This window comes from Pseudoflavonifractor sp. An187 (assembly GCF_002160275.1).
GTDB lineage: Bacteria > Bacillota > Clostridia > Oscillospirales > Oscillospiraceae > Enterenecus > Enterenecus faecium.
On sequence record NZ_NFKG01000018.1, the window covers coordinates 1 to 17,353 of the forward strand.

The following is a 17,353-nucleotide window of genomic DNA, read 5'->3' on the forward strand; positions in this document are numbered from 1 at the left end:
CGCCTGGCCGGGGCACTCGGAGCACCAGACAGGATTGGCCTTTGACATTGGCAGCATCAACAACAACTACGGCAACACCCCGGCGTTGGGTCGGGCTGGGAGAGATACTCCTCCAGGCACAGCCCGCTCTCATACACCTTTGTGGCCAGCTCTACCCCCAGGTAGCGCACATGCCAGGGCTCGTACTGGTACCCGGTGATGCCCTCTTTCCCCTTGGGGTAGCGGATGATGAACCCGTACTCGTGGGCGTGGGCGGCCAGCCACTTCCCCGCCGGGGTGTTGCCGTAGTTGTTGTTGATGCTGCCAATGTCAAAGGCCAATCCTGTCTGGTGCTCCGAGTGCCCCGGCCAGGCGGAATAGGTGTTGGCCGCCGCCACCCCGTCTGCGGCGGCATACTTGCGGTACAGCTTGTCCTGATAGTCAAAGGAGCGGTAACCGCTGAGCAGAGGCATGGAGAACCCGGCGTTTCTCGCCCCCGCCTGGAGACGGCTGAGGGCGGCGCTGGCTGTGGCGTTATAGCCGCCATAGCTGCGGGGTAGAGCGTAGGTCTTGTTGACGATGAGCACCCCCTTGAGGTAGGTGGGCTGCACGGTGTCATAGTAGCGGTACGCCTTACCGCTGGGGCTGAGGGTCTGGGGCTTGGAGGTGGACGAACCCCCGGTGGAGGAGCCGCCTCCCTGACTGCCCCCGCCTCCCAGCGAGCTGCCCCCCTGCCCGGACTGGGTGGGCTTGGGCGTGGGCGGCGTGGTGGGGGTGGCCGTCTCCTGGGGCTGCTGGGTCACCTCGGGGCTGGGAGAGGGAGTTGGACTCGCCTGGGGCAGTTCCGACTCCGTCGTCCCCGGCTGGGTGTGCTCCACCCCTTGGGTAGCGGGGGCCTGGGTCCCTACCTGGTTGGCGGTGTCTCCACACCCTGCGGCCAACAGGGCCAGGGCTGCCGCCCAGGCCGCCAGAGCCACCAAACGCTTGTCTCTCATGGCCGTTCCTCGCTTTCTCTCCGCCTCCCATGGAGGCCGGATGTACAGTTACCCTCAGTTTACCGGAAATTCCACCCGGTGTAAATGGACTTTCACAAATATTTATAAAATCTCAAGGGTAGTACACCTCTTGCAGCACCAGGCCCTGGGCGGGGGCAGTTTTCCCCGCTGCGGTGCGCTCACGGGCCTCCAAAATATCCACCATACTCTCGGGGGTGCGCTGGCCCAGCCCCACCTCCAGCAGGGTACCGGTCAAAATGCGCACCATGTTGTACAGGAAGCCGTCCCCCCGGTACACCAGGGTCAAATCACTTCCACACACCTCGACCCCGATGTGGAACACTTCCCGCACCGTGGACTTTTTGAAGCGGCGATTTCCACAAAAGGAGCGGAAGTCGTGCTTCCCGGTGAGGTACCCGGCGGCCCGCTCCATGGCGGCCAGGTCCAAAGACTCCTCCACCCGGTACTGGTATTTCCGGGCGAACACATCGGGAACATTGCCCATACGGATGTGGTAGCGGTACTCCTTGCCCGTGGCGGACAGCCGGGCATGGAACCGCTCCCCCACTTCCACCACTTCCACCACCGCCACATCCTCGGGGAGATAGCGGTTGAGGTAGTTCTGTACCTCTTGGGGGGTGTACCCTTCCGGCAAGTGGACGCTGGCCACCTGGCCACGGGCGTGGACCCCGGCATCGGTGCGGCCCGCTCCCTGGATTTCCACAGGCTTCCCCACCATACGGGACAACACACCCTCCAGGCGGCCCTGGAGGGTGTTGTCGGTGTTGCCCTGACGCTGCCAGCCGTCGTAGCGTGTGCCGTCGTACTGTATCGTCAGTTTAACATTCATTTCTTACTTCTTGGCCTTGGACTCCACCACGTCGGTGAGCAGAGCCACAAACTCGTCGAAGGACATGGCACCCAGGTCGCCGTCGGCGCGGTGACGGGGCGAGACGGTGCCGTTCTCCATATCCCGGTCGCCCACCACCAGCATGTAGGGGACCTTCTCCAGCTGGGCCTCCCGGATCTTCTTGCCGATCTTCTCGTTGCGGTGGTCCACTTCCACCCGGAAGCCCATGTTGTCCAGCTTGGAAGCCACCTGGTCGGCGTACTCGGCGGCCCGGTCGGTGACGGGCAGCACCTTCACCTGCACCGGGGACAGCCAGGTGGGGAAAGCACCGGCAAAGTGCTCGGTGATGACGCCGATGAACCGCTCGATGGAGCCCAGCACCACCCGGTGGATCATGACGGGGCGGTGCTTCTCGCCGTCTTCGCCCACGTACTCCAGCTCGAAGCGCTCAGGCAGCTGCATGTCCAGCTGGATGGTGCCGCACTGCCAGGTACGGCCCAGGGAGTCGGCCAGATGGAAGTCCAGCTTGGGGCCGTAGAAGGCGCCGTCGCCCTCGTTGATGACGTAGTCCTTGCCCAGCTCCTCCACAGCGGCCTTCAGGGTCTCGGTGGCGAAGTCCCAGTCCTTCTCGTCGCCCATGTGGTCCTCGGGCATGGTGGACACCTCGATCTGATAGCTCAGGCCGAACACGGAGTACACCTCATCGAACAGGCGCACCACGTTTTTGATCTCGTCCTTCATCTGGTCCCAGGTCATAAAGATGTGGGCGTCGTCCTGGGTGAAGCAGCGCACCCGGAACAGGCCGTGGAGGGCGCCGGACAGCTCGTGGCGGTGCACCAGGCCCAGCTCACCCACACGCAGGGGCAGGTCCCGGTAGGAGTGGGGCTGGCTGGAGTACACCAGCATGCCGCCGGGGCAGTTCATGGGCTTGATGGCAAAGTCGGTGCCGTCGATGACGGTGGTGTACATGTTGTCCTTGTAGTGGTCCCAGTGGCCGGACCGCTCCCACAGCTGACGGTTGAGCATCATGGGGGTGGAGATCTCCACATAGCCGTAGCGCTTGTGCACCTGACGCCAGTAGTCAATCAGGGTGTTGCGCAGCACCATGCCCTTGGGCAGGAAGAAGGGGAAGCCGGGGCCCTCGTCCCGGAGCATAAACAGGCCCAGCTCACGGCCCAGCTTCCGGTGGTCCCGCTTCTTGGCCTCCTCGATCTTGGCCAGGTACTCATCCAGTTCGTCCTTCTTGGGGAAGGCCACGCCGTAGATACGCTGGAGGGTCTGGCGGTTGGAGTCGCCACGCCAGTAGGCGGCGTTGCAGGCGGTAAGCTTGATGGCGTTGCCCTTGATGCGGCCGGTGGAGTCCAGGTGGGGACCGGCGCACAGGTCGGTGAACTCACCCTGCTTATAGAAGGAGATGACGGCGTCCTCGGGCAGGTCGTTGATGAGCTCCACCTTGTAGGGCTCCTCACGCTCCTCCATCAGGGCCAGAGCCTCGGCCCGGGGCAGCTCAAACCGCTCCAGCTTCAGCTTCTCCTTGCAGATCTTGCGCATCTCCGCCTCCAGCTCAGCCAGCTGGGTCTCGGAGAAGGGCTCGGGGGTGTCAAAGTCGTAGTAGAAGCCATTCTCAATGGCGGGACCGATGGCCAGCTTCACCTCGGGGTGCAGCCGCTTCATGGCCTGGGCCAGCACATGGGAACAGGTGTGCCAATAGGTCTTGCGGTACTCCGGATTTTCAAAGGTATACAGATTCTTTTCTTCGCTCATGGTATTGCCCTCCTATTCAAATTGGTTCGGGGCGAAGGTATGCAAAAAGCCTCACCCCTGAGATTGGTTCAGGGGTGAGGTATGTAGCTACGCTGCACCTGTTCGCGACGCACGGCTTCCCTCCGACTCGGGCAAAAAACAGATTTGCCAGCAAATCTTATTTTTCGCCCTTGCTCCGGTCCATCCGTGCTGCTCACGACGGTTCCACGCACTTATACTCCACGGTTCCACCCTGCTTACAAGAAGAAGTGCGGAGCACCCGAGAGCAGGGCAACAGCGACACACGCAGACCGAAAAACAGGCCGGGTGCAGCCCGGCGGCATGTTCGGCGGAGTGTGGAGCAGTTGGCCGTTGCGAAGGGTGCGAGCATGACACCAAAAGTGCGCCAGTGCCTGCACATAACGTCTTGCCGCTTGTGTCCTCTGTAACGGGAGGGTCCCGTCCCGGTCATGTCCCGGGCAGCTCGGGAGTGGTACCGCCGAAGGCAATTGCAGGATGCTTGCACCAAACACATCCCTCTCTGGGCAGCTGCTGATTTCGGCTCTTCTCCGTCCACGCCATTTTGATGAGGACACTATATCACCTGTGGGGGGAATTGTCAAGGGTAGGGTGCACCGTATCGGCTCCCTCCGGGAGGGATCATCCTCCTCCAATGTCTCAGGTGCCGGCTTGCCAGCCTGGCGGGGGACGCTCCGCTGGGGTCCATTTTGACTGGCCAAAATGGACGAAAAGCCACTTAGGGCGTTCCCCCCTAAGAACCTCCCCTGGGGTACAGGGCTGGAACTGCGTCAAGGTGCTTGTTCGGCCCGTTTGTCTGGCCGTGTTCCTGTTGGTGCCGCCACACCAGGCCATCCTGGGCAGCTGGCCCTATGGCGTGGCGGTTTTCCCGTCCGGGCCTACCCTGGAGAAACGACTGTTCCCAGCCGTGGGTAGCCAGGCTCCCGGCAGCCGGGAACGGCTGCAACACTCCAAACTAAGGCCCTGGCAATAGAAGTACCATCCCACAGAAGATCGGGCACCACCCATAGAATGACCCAATCATCCATGTGACCCCACCGGGCCAAGGGCCGACCATAGCCTTGACGCAGTTCCAACCCCGTATCAAAAGGGGGTCCTTAGGGGGGAACGCCCTAAGCGATTCTTTCCCCCATTTCTTATCGCTAAGAAATGGGGCCCAGCGGAGCGCGTCTCCCCTGCCAGGGTGGCAGGGCAAAACCAGGAAGACGGGGAGGAGCAAGCCCCTCCCCTACGCCCCTATATGGGTGAGTATTTGCAAAAACACCCAATCCCCGGGATTTCTCCCAGAGATTGGGTGATGTTTCATCATTCTGGTTTCTGGATGCCAAAGAAGCGGCACCCGTTTGCACAGGTGGCCTCCACCACCTCCGCCACGGTGAGGTTTTTCACCAGGGCGATGGTCTCCGCCACCCGGTAGACGTGGCGGGAGTCGTTGCGGCGGCCCCTAAAGGGCTCGGGAGAGAGATAGGGAGAATCCGTCTCAATCATAATCCGGTCCAGAGGCAGCCACTCCAGCACCTCCAACGCCTTGCGGGCATTTTTGTAGGTGACCACCCCGGTAAAGGAGAGCATCCACCCCATCTTCACCAAAGTCTTGGCATCCTCCAGGCTGCCGGAGTAGCAGTGGTACACCCCCGTGATATTGGGATGGGCCTGAACCGCCTCCAGGCAGTCCCCGTGGGCCTCCCGGTCGTGGACAATGATGGGAAGATTCAGCTTCTCCGCCAGGTCCATTTGGGCGTGGAAGACGTGCTTTTGCAGCTGGCGGGGCGGGTTGTCCTTCCAGTAGTAGTCCAGGCCGATCTCGCCGATGGCCCGCACTTTTTCATGTTCCCGGGCCAGCTGTTCCAATTCAGAAAGCCAGCTGTCCTGCCAATCGGCGCAGTCCCCGGGGTGGACACCCACCGCGGCGTACACGTGGGGGAAGGTCTCAGAGAGCTCCACAGCGGTGCGGGAGGTGGCCAGGTCACAGCCGGGGTTCACCACCAGCCCCACCCCGGCCTGGGGCAGGGCGGCCAAGACCTCCATGCGGTCGTCCTTGAACTGGTTGGAGTCGTAGTGGGCGTGGGTGTCAAAGAGCATGGTAGACACCCTCGTTAGCACAGCTTGGCGCCAGCGGGGATGGCGTCGCTGACCATGAGCAGGTTCAGCTTCTCCTCGCCACGCTCGGTGTGCACGGCGGAGATGAGCATGCCCTGGCTCTCCTGGCCCATCATCTTGCGGGGGGGCAGGTTGACAATGGCCACCAGGGTCTTACCAATGAGCTCCTCGGGCTTATAGTACTGGGCAATGCCGGAGAGAATCTGTCGGGGAGTGCCGGAGCCATCGTCCAGGGTGAACTTGAGAAGTTTGTTGCTCTTCTTCACGTTCTCACAGTTGACCACCTTCACAGCACGGAGGTCATTCTTGCAGAAGGTGTCAAAGTCCACCTGCTCGGCGCTCAGGGGCTCCACCTCCAGGGCGGGGAGAGCGGCCTTTTTGGCCTCCTCGGCCACCCGCTCCAGCTCCTCCAGGGCCTTCTCGGCGTCCACACGGGGGAACAGGTTCTCACCCTTGGACACGGTGGCAGCGTCGCTCAAGCTGCCCCACACACCGGCGCTGTCCCAAGTGCGGCAGCCCTCGCAGGCGCCGATCTGGGCAAACAGCTTGTCCATGCTCTCGGGCATGAAGGGGGTGAGGAGCACGCCGCAGATGCGGGTGGTCTCCAGCAGGTTGTACAGCACGTGGGCCAGCCGGGCGCCGCTTTGCTCCATGTCCTTGGCCAGGGCCCAGGGGGCGTTCTCGTCGATATACTTGTTGGCCCGCTGAATGACCTTGAACACTTCCTCCAGAGCCTTGTGGGGGGCGTAGGTGTCCATGTCCTTCTGGTAGGCGTCCCGCAGGGCGGAGGCCATGCCGATGAGCTGTGTGTCCACCTCCTGGGGCTCGGCCCAGGTCTTGCACCCGGCGGGCAGCTGACCGCCGAAGTACTTGCCCACCATGGCGGTGGTGCGGCTGACCAGGTTGCCCAGGTCGTTGGCCAGATCGGTGTTGATGGTCTGGATGAGCAGCTCGTTGGAGAAGTTGCCGTCAGAGCCGAAGGGGAAGGTGCGCATGAGGAAGAAGCGCAGGGCGTCCACGCCGAACATCTCAGCCAGGATATAAGGGTCCACCACGTTGCCCTTGGACTTGGACATCTTGCCGCCGTCCAGCAGCAGCCAGCCGTGGCCGAACACCTTGCGGGGCAAAGGCAGTCCCAGGCTCATGAGCATGGCGGGCCAGATGATGGAGTGGAAGCGGACGATCTCCTTGCCCACGATGTGCACGTCGGCAGGCCAGAACTTGTCGAAGTCGTCGTACTTGTCGTTGTCATAGCCCAGAGCGGTGATGTAGTTGGACAGGGCGTCCACCCACACATACACCACGTGGCCGGGGTCGAAGTCCACGGGCACACCCCAGGTGAAGGAGGTACGGGACACGCACAGGTCCTCCAGGCCGGGCTTGATGAAGTTGTTCACCATCTCGTTGACCCGGCTGCGGGGCTCCAGGAAGTCGGAGTTTTCCAGCAGGTCCTGGATGCGGTCGGCGTACTTGGACAGGCGGAAGAAGTAGGCCTCCTCCTCAGCGTCCTGCACTTCCCGGCCACAGTCGGGACACTTGCCGTCCACCAGCTGGGACTCGGTCCAGAAGGACTCGCAGGGCTTGCAGTACTTGCCCACATACTTGCCCTTATAGATGTCCCCATTCTCGTACATCTTCTTAAAAATCTTCTGGATGGCGGAGACATGGTAGTCGTCGGTGGTGCGGATGAAGCGGTCATTGGAGATGTTCATCAGCTTCCACAGGTCCAGCACGCCCCGGTCGCCGCACACGATCTTGTCCACGAACTCCTTGGGGGACACACCGGCCTCGGCGGCCTTGTCCTCGATCTTCTGGCCGTGCTCGTCGGTGCCGGTGAGGAACATCACCTCACGGCCCCGCAGACGCTGATAGCGGGCGATGGCGTCGGTGGCCACGGTGCAGTAGGTGTGGCCGATGTGCAGCTTATCGCTGGGGTAGTAGATGGGGGTTGTGATATAAAAACGATTGTCAGACATGGGTATCCTCCTCCTTGTTCTCTCCGGTACAATTCATGGCTTGGGATTCCTCCCGGCTCCAGCTCCAGTCCTCTTCCACCCGGGGCTGAGGCTCCGGCTGGGTCAAAGGCGGCTGCGGCTCCTGGGGCTCAACCTGGGGCTCTGCATCCTGAATGGAGCAGGTGTCCAGATTGCCCTCCCAGCCCACCTTGGGCGGATTTTGCAGGTTGATGGGCAGCCGCCACAGGGCCGCCAGGGCGGCGGCAGACTGGGAGATGAGCAGCATGGCGGTGCCGGTGTCCGGACTGGAGGCCAGGGCCACCCAGGAGCACACCACCGTCATGCCCGCCAGCCACAGGGTGCGGCGGGGCCGGGCGGCGGCACAGGACATGCCCGCCCAGTCGGTGTACATCAGCATTCCGGCGATCACCGCCAGCAGCAGGGGCACATAGTCCCACAGCACCGGGTCAGCGGCGCAGTTGCGGTAGGTGTTCAGCAGCCAGCCGCACCCGGCACAGGCGGGCAGGGCCGCCCAGAAGCCGCCCCGGCTTCTCCGCCCGGGGTGGTAGCCGTCCCGGCCAATTTGCAGCAGTCCGAAGAAGGCCAGCAGGGCCAGCACGGCGGTGACCATACTCAGCACACCGTTGTCGCCCCCCTGCCAGGTCTTCATGGCCAAAGCCACCTGATAGGCCTTCCACAGGGCCCGGCCCTGTCCAAAGAGCATAGGCACAGCGGCCAGAGCGCTGAAGGCACTGAACCACATCAAGGCCAGAAAGACCAGGTCTCCGGTGGCGAAAAAGCTCATGGCCCATCTCCGGCCCCGGACCTGAGCGCGCGGGGGCCGAACAATCGGCTGACGGGCGGCCAGAATGCACAACACCGCCGCCGCCATCACCAGCACACACACCATGGCCACGCTGGCGGTGGCGCCCCGGACGGGCAGACCGAAGTCCCCCTCAAAGACGGTGGACTCCTGCCACAGCCGCACTCCGGTGGCAAGCCCGGCCAGAGCCAGGGTGCACACCAGCCACAAAATCTGATAGGGTTTCTTTCCACGCATGGAATTCTCCTCCTTCCGTTACAACAGGGTGAAATCCTGGAAGGGGAAGAGCACCATCACCGCCCGCCCAATGACGCTGCGGGTGTCGATGATGCCGATGCTGGGGTAACGGCTGTCGGCGGAGTCGTTGCGGTTGTCGCCCATGACGAAAATACACCCTTCCGGCACCGTCACATGGTTGACGCCCTCGCCGTAGTTGGGCACCTTCATGGCCTCCTTGATATAATCCTCTTCCAATGGGGTGCCGTCCACATAGACGGTCCCGGTGTCGTAGTCAATGTCCACCCGCTGGCCCTCGGTGGCGATGACCCGCTTGACCAGAGAGTCCTCCTGGTAGGAGCGCTGGGTGAGCACCACAATGTCCCCCTGCTTGGGCTCATAGCCCAGGCACCACACCAGCATGGAGTCCCCGTTTTGCAGGGTGTTCTCCATGGAGCTGCCGCTGACCACGATGATGCGCACCACGAAGGTGAAGATCAAAATGAGGGCGGCCAGCACAAACACCAGGGTGCGGACATTCAAGTACAGCTCGTAGCCCAGGGAGGTGTCCTTCTTGGTCCGGGTAGAATTGGACGGCGGGGTGGGTGTGGTGGTCTCCGTGAGGTCGGTGAGGTCCGAGAGATCACCGAGATTCAGATTCTCCAGGCCGTCGGTGCCCTCCGGCTCAGACGGGGTGGTGGGCTGGCTGTCCTGCCATAGTTCATCCATTGTTTTCCACTTCCTCTGTGGGGATTTGTTGGGCCAGAGCCTGGGGGTCGTCGTACACCATCTGGAAGGTGGCGGCGTCCATGGTCTCAAAGGCCAGCAGATAGCGGGCCACCAGCTCCAGCTTGTCGCTGTCCCGCTTCAAAATCGCCTGACAGGCCTCATAGGCCTGGTCCAGCAGGTGCTTGACCTCGCTGTCAATGAGGGCAGCGGTCTCTTCCGAGTAGGGCTTGGCCTGGGCCATGGAGCGGCCCAGGAACACCTCGTCGTGCTCGGAGGAGAAGGTGACCAGTCCCAGCTTCTCGCTCATGCCGTACTTGGTCACCATGTCCCGGGCGATGGCGGAGGCCCGCTGCAAGTCGCTGATGGCCCCGGTGCACACAAAGCCCAGGGCGTGGGCCTCGGCGGCCCGGCCGCCCAGCAGGGTGCACAGGGTCTCGCACAGCTCCTGGCGGCTCACATGGCCTTTGTCCTCCTGGGGTCGGTTGATGGTCATGCCAGCGGCCTGGCCTCGGGGAACGATGGTGATCTGATGCACCGGGTCCTGGGTGGACAGAGCGTGGCTGACCACGGCGTGGCCCGCCTCATGGTAGGCGGTGATGCGGCGGTCCTCCTCCAGCTGGGCCCGGCTCTTCTTCTCGGGGCCGGCAATCACCTTAATCACCGACTCCTGAATGTCCTTGAGGGTGATAAAGGGCTGATTTTTCCGGGCGGCCAGCAGGGCGGCCTCGTTCATCAGGTTCTCCAGGTCGGCCCCGGTGAAGCCGGTGGTCTCCCGGGACACCTCTTTGAGGTCCACGTCCTCGGCCAGGGGCTTGCGCCGGGCATGGACCTTCAGAATCTCCTCCCGGCCCTTCATGTCGGGGCGGCCCACATACACCTGGCGGTCAAAGCGGCCGGGGCGCAGCAGGGCGGGGTCCAGAATGTCCTGGCGGTTGGTGGCGGCCAGCACGATGACCCCCTCGTTGGCGGCAAAGCCGTCCATCTCCACCAGCAGCTGGTTGAGGGTCTGCTCTCGCTCGTCGTGGCCGCCGCCCAGGCCAGCGCCACGCTGGCGGCCCACGGCGTCGATCTCGTCGATGAAGACAATGGCGGGGGCCTCTTTCTTGGCCTGGTCGAACAGGTCACGGACACGGGAGGCGCCCACGCCCACGTACAGCTCCACAAAGTCGGAGCCGGAGATGGACAGGAACTTCACCCCCGCCTCCCCTGCCACGGCCTTGGCCAGCAGGGTCTTACCGGTGCCCGGAGGGCCCACCAGCAGCACGCCCTTGGGGATGCGGGCGCCCAGGTCGATGTATTTTTGGGGGTTGCGCAAAAAGTCCACCAGCTCTTGCAGCTCGGCCTTCTCCTCGTCGGCACCCGCCACGTCGGCAAAGGTGACCTTCACGGTGCCGTCCCCCTGGACGGTGCGGGCCTTGCCGAAGCGGCTCATGCCCCCCTGTCCGCCCTGGGCGTTTTGCTGGCGCATGGCCATCACGCCCCAGATCACCATGACCACCACCACGGTACCCACAATGGGGATGGTGATTTGCAGCCACAGAGGCATCTCATAGGCGGGCTGGATGTCAAACTCCTTTAAGGTGCCGTCGGCCTGCTGCTGGTCGATGACGTCCCCCAGGTCGTTGTAGAACAGCTCCACATCCGCCAGGCGGTGGTACCACACCTTTCCGTCCTCCATCTGGAGCACCAGGGTCTGGTTGTCCTCCACCTGGAAGGCGGTGACCTGTTCGTTTAAGAAATAGCTTCGCACCTGGCTGTATGAGATGAAGTTCTCCTGTTGGGCGGAGCGGAAGGCGGTAAAGCTCCACACCAGCAGCAGAATGAGCACCACATACACCACGGCGCTGCGCACATGTTTTCCACGATTCAAAATTGAATACAGCTCCTTTTCTCCCCGAAGGGGCTCACTCGCCGCCGTAGACGGAGGGCTTCAAAATGCCCACATAGGGCAGATTGCGGTACTTTTCGTCGTAGTCCAGGCCATAGCCCACCACAAAGGCGTCGGGGATGGTAAAGCCCACATAGTCGGCCACGATGGGCTGGGTGCGGCGGTCGGGCTTATCCATCAGGGTACAGATGCGGATGGAGGCGGGCTTGCGGGCCTTGAGAATCTCCATGAGGTAAAACAGGGTGTTGCCGGAGTCCAGAATGTCCTCCACGATGATGAGGTCCCGGCCCTCGATGGAGTCGGACAGGTCCTTCTTAATTTCCACCTGGCCGGAGCTCTTGGTGCCCGCTCCGTAGGAGGACACCGCCATAAAGTCCACCGTCACCGGCAGGTCAATGGCCCGGGTCAGGTCCGCCATGAAGATGTAGGACCCCCGGAGCACCGAGGCCAGCACCGGCTCCTTCCCGGCGTAGTCGGCGGTGATCTGGCCCCCCAGCTCCTTCACGCGCTGACGGAGCTGCTCTTCACTATACAGAATGGATTCCACGTGTTCATGCATGGTCTTCGTTCTCCTTTGTCACATTGATAGATCGGGCGGGCTGTCCGGGCTGGGCCAAAAAGGCCTGGTCCACCCCCAGCAGCGCCACCGCTGCCACCCGCTCCCCCTGGGCCACCACCGGAAGGCGGGGGCGGAGGTGGGAGGGGATTTTCTTCTCGATCATGAGTTTTTTCACCGTCTTGGTGGGTCGCTTGGGCAATTGCAGGGTGTCCCCCACCTCTCTGGGGCGGAGCACATAGTCCCCGGGGACGAGCCACAGCCCTTTCCCCTTCTCTTGGGGGCATATCGCCGTGCGGCACTCCACCCGCCATTCCCCCCACGGGGTGTATCCGTCCCGAAGGGGCACCGGACTGAGGGTTTTTTCCTCCCTCACGGGGGTGATGTCCAGCCGATTCCAGCTTTTCCGGGCCACATAGCCGGGCAAATCCAGCCGGGCCCCGCTCTGGGCCTGGGCCATGAGTCCATACAGCCCATCCAAATACACCTGGGAGGGGTGGATGTGCAGCCCGGTGAGCACCTGGGCCAGCCGCCGCATCACCAGCGGTTTGGGCTGAGAGAGAAGCTGGGAAATGTCCACCGCCACCCCATCCGGCCCCTGGGTCACCCCGGGCACAGCTTGGGCCAGGGTGTCCAGCAGCTGGGCGTCCTCCCGCAGCTTGGCCGCTGCCTGGGCGATGTGGTGTACCGCCTGGGGGTTGAGTTCAAAGAGCAGGGGCAGCACCTGGTGGCGCATCCGGTTGCGGGTGTAGGCGGGGTCGGCGTTGCTCTCGTCCTCCACGTGGGGGACGTGGCGGCGGCGGAGGTAGTCCTCCACCTGCTCCCGGGTCACCTCCAGCATGGGGCGGATAAGCATCCCCTGCCGGGGCTGAATGCCCCGCAGGCCCTGGAGGCCAGAGCCCCGTATGAGGTGCATGAGCACCGTCTCCGCCTGGTCTCCGGCGTGGTGTCCGGTGGCAATGAGGGTGTACCCCTCCCGCCGGGCGGTGTCGTAGAGAAAGGCATAGCGCAGCGCCCGGGCGGTCTCCTCCACCCCCTGCCCCCGCTGGGCGGCAGCGGTGGGCACGTCTCCGTGGCCCACATGGAGGGGGACCTGGTGGCGTTCACACCAGGCACGGACAAAGTCCTCCTCTCCGTCGGAGGCCTGACGGATGCCGTGGTGGAAGTGGGCGGCCCCCACCTGGTAGCCGCCCCGGCTCGCCCCGTCCAAGAGGCGGCAGAGCAGATACATGGAGTCCGCTCCCCCGGACACCGCGCACAGCACCCGGTCCCCGGGGGCAATCAGGTGGTAGGAAAACAGCTCTGCCATCAGTAGTCCTCTTCGTCGTAGTTGTAGGCCAGATTGCGGAAGGTGGTGAACTCTGGCCGCCACTCCAGCATGACGGTGCCCGTCTCGCCGTGGCGGTTTTTGGCCACAATGCACTCGGCCACGTTGGGGTTCTCGGTGTCGTCCTCGTAGTAGCTCTCCCGGTAGATGAACATGACGATGTCGGCGTCCTGCTCGATGGAGCCGGACTCCCGCAGGTCGGAGAGCATGGGCCGCCGCTGGCCCGCCGCCCGGCTCTCGTTGGCACGGGAGAGCTGGGACAGGCAGATGACGGGGACGTTGAGCTCCTTGGCCATGAGCTTCATGGAACGGGAGATGTCGGAGACAATCTGCTGGCGGTTGTCGCTGGCCCGGGTGGGCCCCCCGGCGGAGGTCATCAGCTGGAGGTAGTCCACGATCACCAGCCCCAAATCCTTGATGCGGCGGCACTTGGCGTTCATGTCCGCCACGGACAGGGAGGAGTCGTCGTCCATGTAGATCTTGGCCTGGCTGAGGGTAGCCACCGCCATGGCCAGCCGGGACCACTCCTCCTCCCCCACAATGCGGCCGGTGAGCAGTTTTTTGTTGTCAATGAGGCACTCGGTGGAGATCAGGCGCAAACCCAGCTGCTCCCGGCTCATTTCCAGAGAGAAGATGGCCACGCTCTTGCCCGAGTGCTTGCCCGCCTCCAGGCCGATGTTCAGAGCCAGAGATGTCTTACCCATACCGGGTCGGGCGGCGAGAATCAAAAGGTCGGAGTTGTTCAGACCGGAAATTCTCCGGTCCAGGTCAATGAGGCCGGTGGAGATGCCGGGGAACTCCGCCCCGTTCTCCTGCCGCTCCTTGATGGTCTCCCACACCTGGCTCATCACCGTGGCGATGTGGGTCATGCCCTGGGCGGAGCGGCCCTGGCGGATGGCGTAAATGCGCTGTTCGGCGGCCTCCAGAATCTGCTGGGCGGTGCCGCTCTCGCTGCGCACCATCTCCTCCAGCTCCCCGGCGGTCTCCCCCACTCTTCTCAGCAGGGCCTTGTCGGCCACAATGCTGACGTACTCCATGACGTTGGCCGCCGTGGGGGTGATCTCCATGAGCTGGCGCAGGTAGGCCACTGAGGTGTTCTCGTCGTACACCCCCGCCTGTTTCATGCGGTCCAGCACCGTCACCGGGTCGATGGTCTCGAAGCGGTTGAACATGGTGAACAGCACCTGATACAGCTCCCGGTTTTGCCGCAGATAGAAGTCGTCGGGGGTCAGGCGGGCCACCACGTCGGGAATACACCGGTCGTCGATGAGCATGGAGCCCAGCACCGCCTGTTCCGCCTCCACCGAGTGGGGCAGGCGCAGGCCATTGAATTCGTCCACTGTCATCCCTCCCAGTTGTATACTGTGGGCGTAATCTTACGCCTCCTCAGTGACCATCACACGGACGGTTCCGGTGATCTCATAGCCCAGCTTGCATTTGACCTCGTAGCCGCCAAAGGCCTTGATGGGGTCGGCCAGCACCAGCTTGGACTTGTTGATGTCGATGTTGTACTGCTGCTTGAGGCCCTCGGAGATCTCCTTGGTGGTCACCGAGCCGAACAGGCGGCCACCCTGGCCAGCCTTGGCCACGATCTTCACCGGGCATTCCTTCAAACGGCTCACCAGGTCCATGGCGGCCTGACGCTCCTCGGCCTCACGGGCACGGCGGGCCTTGTCCTGCATCTTCATGGTGTTGATGTTCTCGGCGCTGGCCTCCACCGCCAGCTTGCGGGGCAGAAGGAAGTTGCGGGCGTACCCGTCGGACACGTCCACCATCTGGCCCTTCTTGCCGTGGCCCTTCACGTCCTGCTGTAAAATCACTTTCATGATGTGTTCCTCCTAAAAATATGGTTTGCTTGGAGGGCGTATCTGAAAACCAAGAAATCGCCGAATTTTCCACAAGCAACAGACAGATACAAGGCAAAAAGCGCAGGAATCCTGGGTGGATTCCGAGCATTTTTAACGCAGTAGCTGGCGTTGATTGTTGGGAAAGTCAATGATTTCGACTTTTCAGAAAGCCCCTAGGGAGAACTTACTCCTCCTCTTCCCCCATCTCCTCCGGGTCGTCGGTCTTAAAATACCGCTCCAGAGTGGCCATGAGGGATTCCGTCACCTGCTTCAACGTCTGCCCGGCGATCTGGGCTCCGGCGGCTCCGGCGTTTCCGCCGCCCCCCAGGGCCTCCAAAATCACCTGGACATTGGTGTCGTTGATGCTTCTGGCCGACACCACCACCCGGTCTCCGTCGGGATAGAGGACGAAGGAGGTGTTGATGCCTGCAATATTCAACAGCTCATCGGCCGCCTGGGCGGCTGTGACCCGATTGACGGTATGGTCTACCGGCGCAATGGCAATATCCTGCCGGTACATCTTGGCATTTTGAATGATGCCGTACTTGGCCACGGTGTCGGCCAGGCCGGTCTGGAACATCTTCTTCACCTCTCCGGTGTCTCCTCCGGCCCGGCGCAGGAAGGCGGCGGCCTCAAAGGTGCGGCCTCCGGTGCGCATGGTGAAGTTCTTGGTGTCCAGCATCAGGCCCGCCATCATGGCCTCTGCCTCGCCCCGCAGCAGCTCTCCGGGCTCCATGAGGTAGCCCAGCAGCTCGCTGACCAGCTCACAGGTGGAAGAGGCGTAGGGCTCGTGGAAGTAGAGGGCGCCGCCCTCGATGTAGGTGGCGGCCCGGCGGTGGTGGTCGATGACCGCCACCTTGTTGCAGGACTGGAGCACCTCTCGGCTGGCCACCTGCTCGGGGCGGTTGGTGTCCACCACCACCAGCAGGGACCGGGAGTCTGCCTTCAAGAGGGTCTCCTGGCTGTCCAAAAACAGGTCCTTGTACTCTTCCATCCCCTCCAGCTTGCGGTACAGCTGGTCGGCGGGGGTGGGGCCGCTCTCCCGGACGATGTAGTGGGGCACGCCCTTCTTGCGGGCAATGGCGCACACGCCCACGGCGGCGCCCACGGCGTCCATGTCGGCGGCGGCGTGGCCCATGACGAACACACAGGAGGCGTCCGCCACCAGCTCGCCCAGGGCGGAGGCCATGACCCGGCTCTTGACCTTGGTGCGCTTCTCGGTCTCCTTGGCCCGGCCGCCGAAGAACTCGAAGTTGAAGCGGTTTTTCACCACCGCCTGATCGCCGCCCCGGGACAGGGCCATCTCCACGGACAGAGAGGCAAAGCGGTACAGGTCCGCCGGGGTCTCCCCGTCCACGCCCAGCCCCAACGACAGGGTCACCGAGATGCCGTTGGGGGTCTGCACCTGGCGGATGGAGTCGAGAATGGAGAACTTCTCCTCCTTGTACCCCTGCAAATACTGCTCCTCAAAGATGTAGAGGAAGCGGTCCCGATCCAGGCGGCAGAAGATGCCCCCCACATCCCCCATCCACTGAGAGATGCGCTGGTTGATGTCTGCGATCATGTTGGAGGCCACATTTTCCGGCAGCCCCTTGATGGTGTCCTCGTAGTTGTCCAGCAGCAGGATGGCCACCACCGGACGGGTGGCCTGGTAGATCTCTTTCAAATTGCTGGCCTCGGTGACGTCCAGCCAGTAGGTGGTAGCCAGCAGGCTCTCCTGGCCCTCCTCCTGGGTGCGGCCCACGTTGCCGAACACCTGGTAGCGGCGGCGGCCCATGGCCACCTCGTGGGGGCACTCGTGCTTGCCCTCCAGCAGCCAGCGGCTGTCGAACTGGGGGGCAATGTCGGTGAGCTTGGTGTCAAACAGGCGGTTCCGGTCCCCGGACAGGTGGAGGAAGCGGTCGTTGGACCACACGATCTCCTCGGTGTCGGGGCGGAACATCATCACCGGCAGGGGGCAGTTGAGGGTGCTGTCCCGGGTGGCCTCGTCCACGCTGCCCAGCAGCTGGTCCAGGTACCGAGTGGCCTCCCGGCGGCGCAGCAGAGAGGCCCGGAGATAGAGCAGATACAGCACCAGCACCACCGCAGCCTCTCCCAAGGCCATCTGTACATTGCCCAGCAGGGCGGTGATGGCGGCAAAGACAATCATAACCAAAAAGTACAGGCCAAACCGAGGGCCCAGCAGCCGGGACAATGTCCGATTCATCTCATTCACTCCTTTTGTCCCAAAATCCCCGTCTCACAGGGGTCCTCCGGGGTGTTTGGGCGGTTTTTCGCCCCCGTTCCCCGGGAAAATACAAAACTCC

General features: G+C 63.0%; 13 protein-coding genes. All 13 read right to left on the reverse strand.

The window, feature by feature from the left end:
* Positions 1-56: 56 nt before the first annotated feature.
* The 13 genes from B5F22_RS12770 to B5F22_RS08430 all read right to left on the reverse strand — a co-directional run bounded on the left by B5F22_RS12770 (position 57) and on the right by B5F22_RS08430 (position 17,253).
* Positions 57-974 carry a M15 family metallopeptidase gene (locus B5F22_RS12770; protein WP_087392211.1) on the reverse strand — a complete coding sequence of 306 codons (918 nt, stop codon included), beginning with the start codon at positions 972-974 and terminating at the stop codon, positions 57-59.
* A 112-nt stretch (positions 975-1,086) separates the two neighbouring features.
* Positions 1,087-1,824, reverse strand: a complete 738-nt coding sequence (gene truA, locus B5F22_RS08375) for a tRNA pseudouridine(38-40) synthase TruA (protein WP_087392212.1) — start codon at positions 1,822-1,824, stop codon at positions 1,087-1,089.
* A 3-nt stretch (positions 1,825-1,827) separates the two neighbouring features.
* Complete coding sequence (gene thrS / locus B5F22_RS08380) at positions 1,828-3,588, reverse strand: threonine--tRNA ligase (protein WP_087392213.1); 1,761 nt, start codon at positions 3,586-3,588, stop codon at positions 1,828-1,830.
* Positions 3,589-4,911: 1,323 nt separating this feature from the next.
* Positions 4,912-5,688: a TatD family hydrolase gene (locus B5F22_RS08385; RefSeq protein WP_087392214.1), complete on the reverse strand. Its 777-nt coding sequence runs from the start codon at positions 5,686-5,688 to the stop codon at positions 4,912-4,914.
* Positions 5,689-5,702: 14 nt separating this feature from the next.
* Positions 5,703-7,682 (reverse strand): methionine--tRNA ligase, encoded by a 1,980-nt coding sequence (metG, locus tag B5F22_RS08390; protein WP_087392215.1) that lies wholly within the window; start codon positions 7,680-7,682, stop codon positions 5,703-5,705.
* Positions 7,675-8,721, reverse strand: coding sequence for a hypothetical protein (locus B5F22_RS08395; RefSeq protein WP_087392216.1), 1,047 nt, complete (start codon positions 8,719-8,721; stop codon positions 7,675-7,677). Before B5F22_RS08395 ends, metG begins: the two co-directional genes overlap by 8 nt.
* Before the next feature lie 18 nt (positions 8,722-8,739).
* Positions 8,740-9,429 (reverse strand): signal peptidase I, encoded by a 690-nt coding sequence (gene lepB / locus B5F22_RS08400; protein ID WP_087392217.1) that lies wholly within the window; start codon positions 9,427-9,429, stop codon positions 8,740-8,742.
* Positions 9,422-11,299, reverse strand: coding sequence for an ATP-dependent zinc metalloprotease FtsH (ftsH, locus tag B5F22_RS08405; RefSeq protein WP_242955086.1), 1,878 nt, complete (start codon positions 11,297-11,299; stop codon positions 9,422-9,424). The genes lepB and ftsH overlap by 8 nt, the downstream gene beginning before the upstream one ends.
* Positions 11,300-11,333: 34 nt before the next feature.
* Positions 11,334-11,876 (reverse strand): hypoxanthine phosphoribosyltransferase, encoded by a 543-nt coding sequence (gene hpt / locus B5F22_RS08410; RefSeq protein WP_087392218.1) that lies wholly within the window; start codon positions 11,874-11,876, stop codon positions 11,334-11,336.
* Complete coding sequence (gene tilS / locus B5F22_RS08415; protein ID WP_087392219.1) at positions 11,869-13,182, reverse strand: tRNA lysidine(34) synthetase TilS; 1,314 nt, start codon at positions 13,180-13,182, stop codon at positions 11,869-11,871. The genes hpt and tilS overlap by 8 nt, the downstream gene beginning before the upstream one ends.
* Positions 13,182-14,546: a replicative DNA helicase gene (gene dnaB, locus B5F22_RS08420; RefSeq protein WP_087232077.1), complete on the reverse strand. Its 1,365-nt coding sequence runs from the start codon at positions 14,544-14,546 to the stop codon at positions 13,182-13,184. The genes tilS and dnaB overlap by 1 nt, the downstream gene beginning before the upstream one ends.
* A gap of 30 nt (positions 14,547-14,576) precedes the next feature.
* Positions 14,577-15,026: a 50S ribosomal protein L9 gene (gene rplI, locus B5F22_RS08425; protein ID WP_087232080.1), complete on the reverse strand. Its 450-nt coding sequence runs from the start codon at positions 15,024-15,026 to the stop codon at positions 14,577-14,579.
* 205 nt (positions 15,027-15,231) lie between these two features.
* Positions 15,232-17,253 carry a DHH family phosphoesterase gene (locus B5F22_RS08430; protein ID WP_087392220.1) on the reverse strand — a complete coding sequence of 674 codons (2,022 nt, stop codon included), beginning with the start codon at positions 17,251-17,253 and terminating at the stop codon, positions 15,232-15,234.
* Positions 17,254-17,353 lie beyond the last annotated feature (100 nt).

Excerpts from the sequence above, each read along its gene's own strand:
- B5F22_RS08385 (WP_087392214.1), bottom strand. The coding sequence starts at position 5,688 with ATGCTCTTTGACACCCACGCCCACTACGACTCCAACCAGTTCAAGGAC.
- tilS (WP_087392219.1), bottom strand. The coding sequence starts at position 13,182 with ATGGCAGAGCTGTTTTCCTACCACCTGATTGCCCCCGGGGACCGGGTG.
- truA (WP_087392212.1), bottom strand. The coding sequence starts at position 1,824 with ATGAATGTTAAACTGACGATACAGTACGACGGCACACGCTACGACGGC.
- dnaB (WP_087232077.1), bottom strand. The coding sequence starts at position 14,546 with ATGACAGTGGACGAATTCAATGGCCTGCGCCTGCCCCACTCGGTGGAG.
- rplI (WP_087232080.1), bottom strand. The coding sequence starts at position 15,026 with ATGAAAGTGATTTTACAGCAGGACGTGAAGGGCCACGGCAAGAAGGGC.
- metG (WP_087392215.1), bottom strand. The coding sequence starts at position 7,682 with ATGTCTGACAATCGTTTTTATATCACAACCCCCATCTACTACCCCAGC.
- hpt (WP_087392218.1), bottom strand. The coding sequence starts at position 11,876 with ATGCATGAACACGTGGAATCCATTCTGTATAGTGAAGAGCAGCTCCGT.
- thrS (WP_087392213.1), bottom strand. The coding sequence starts at position 3,588 with ATGAGCGAAGAAAAGAATCTGTATACCTTTGAAAATCCGGAGTACCGC.
- B5F22_RS12770 (WP_087392211.1), bottom strand. The coding sequence starts at position 974 with ATGAGAGACAAGCGTTTGGTGGCTCTGGCGGCCTGGGCGGCAGCCCTG.
- B5F22_RS08395 (WP_087392216.1), bottom strand. The coding sequence starts at position 8,721 with ATGCGTGGAAAGAAACCCTATCAGATTTTGTGGCTGGTGTGCACCCTG.
- lepB (WP_087392217.1), bottom strand. The coding sequence starts at position 9,429 with ATGGATGAACTATGGCAGGACAGCCAGCCCACCACCCCGTCTGAGCCG.
- B5F22_RS08430 (WP_087392220.1), bottom strand. The coding sequence starts at position 17,253 with ATGAATCGGACATTGTCCCGGCTGCTGGGCCCTCGGTTTGGCCTGTAC.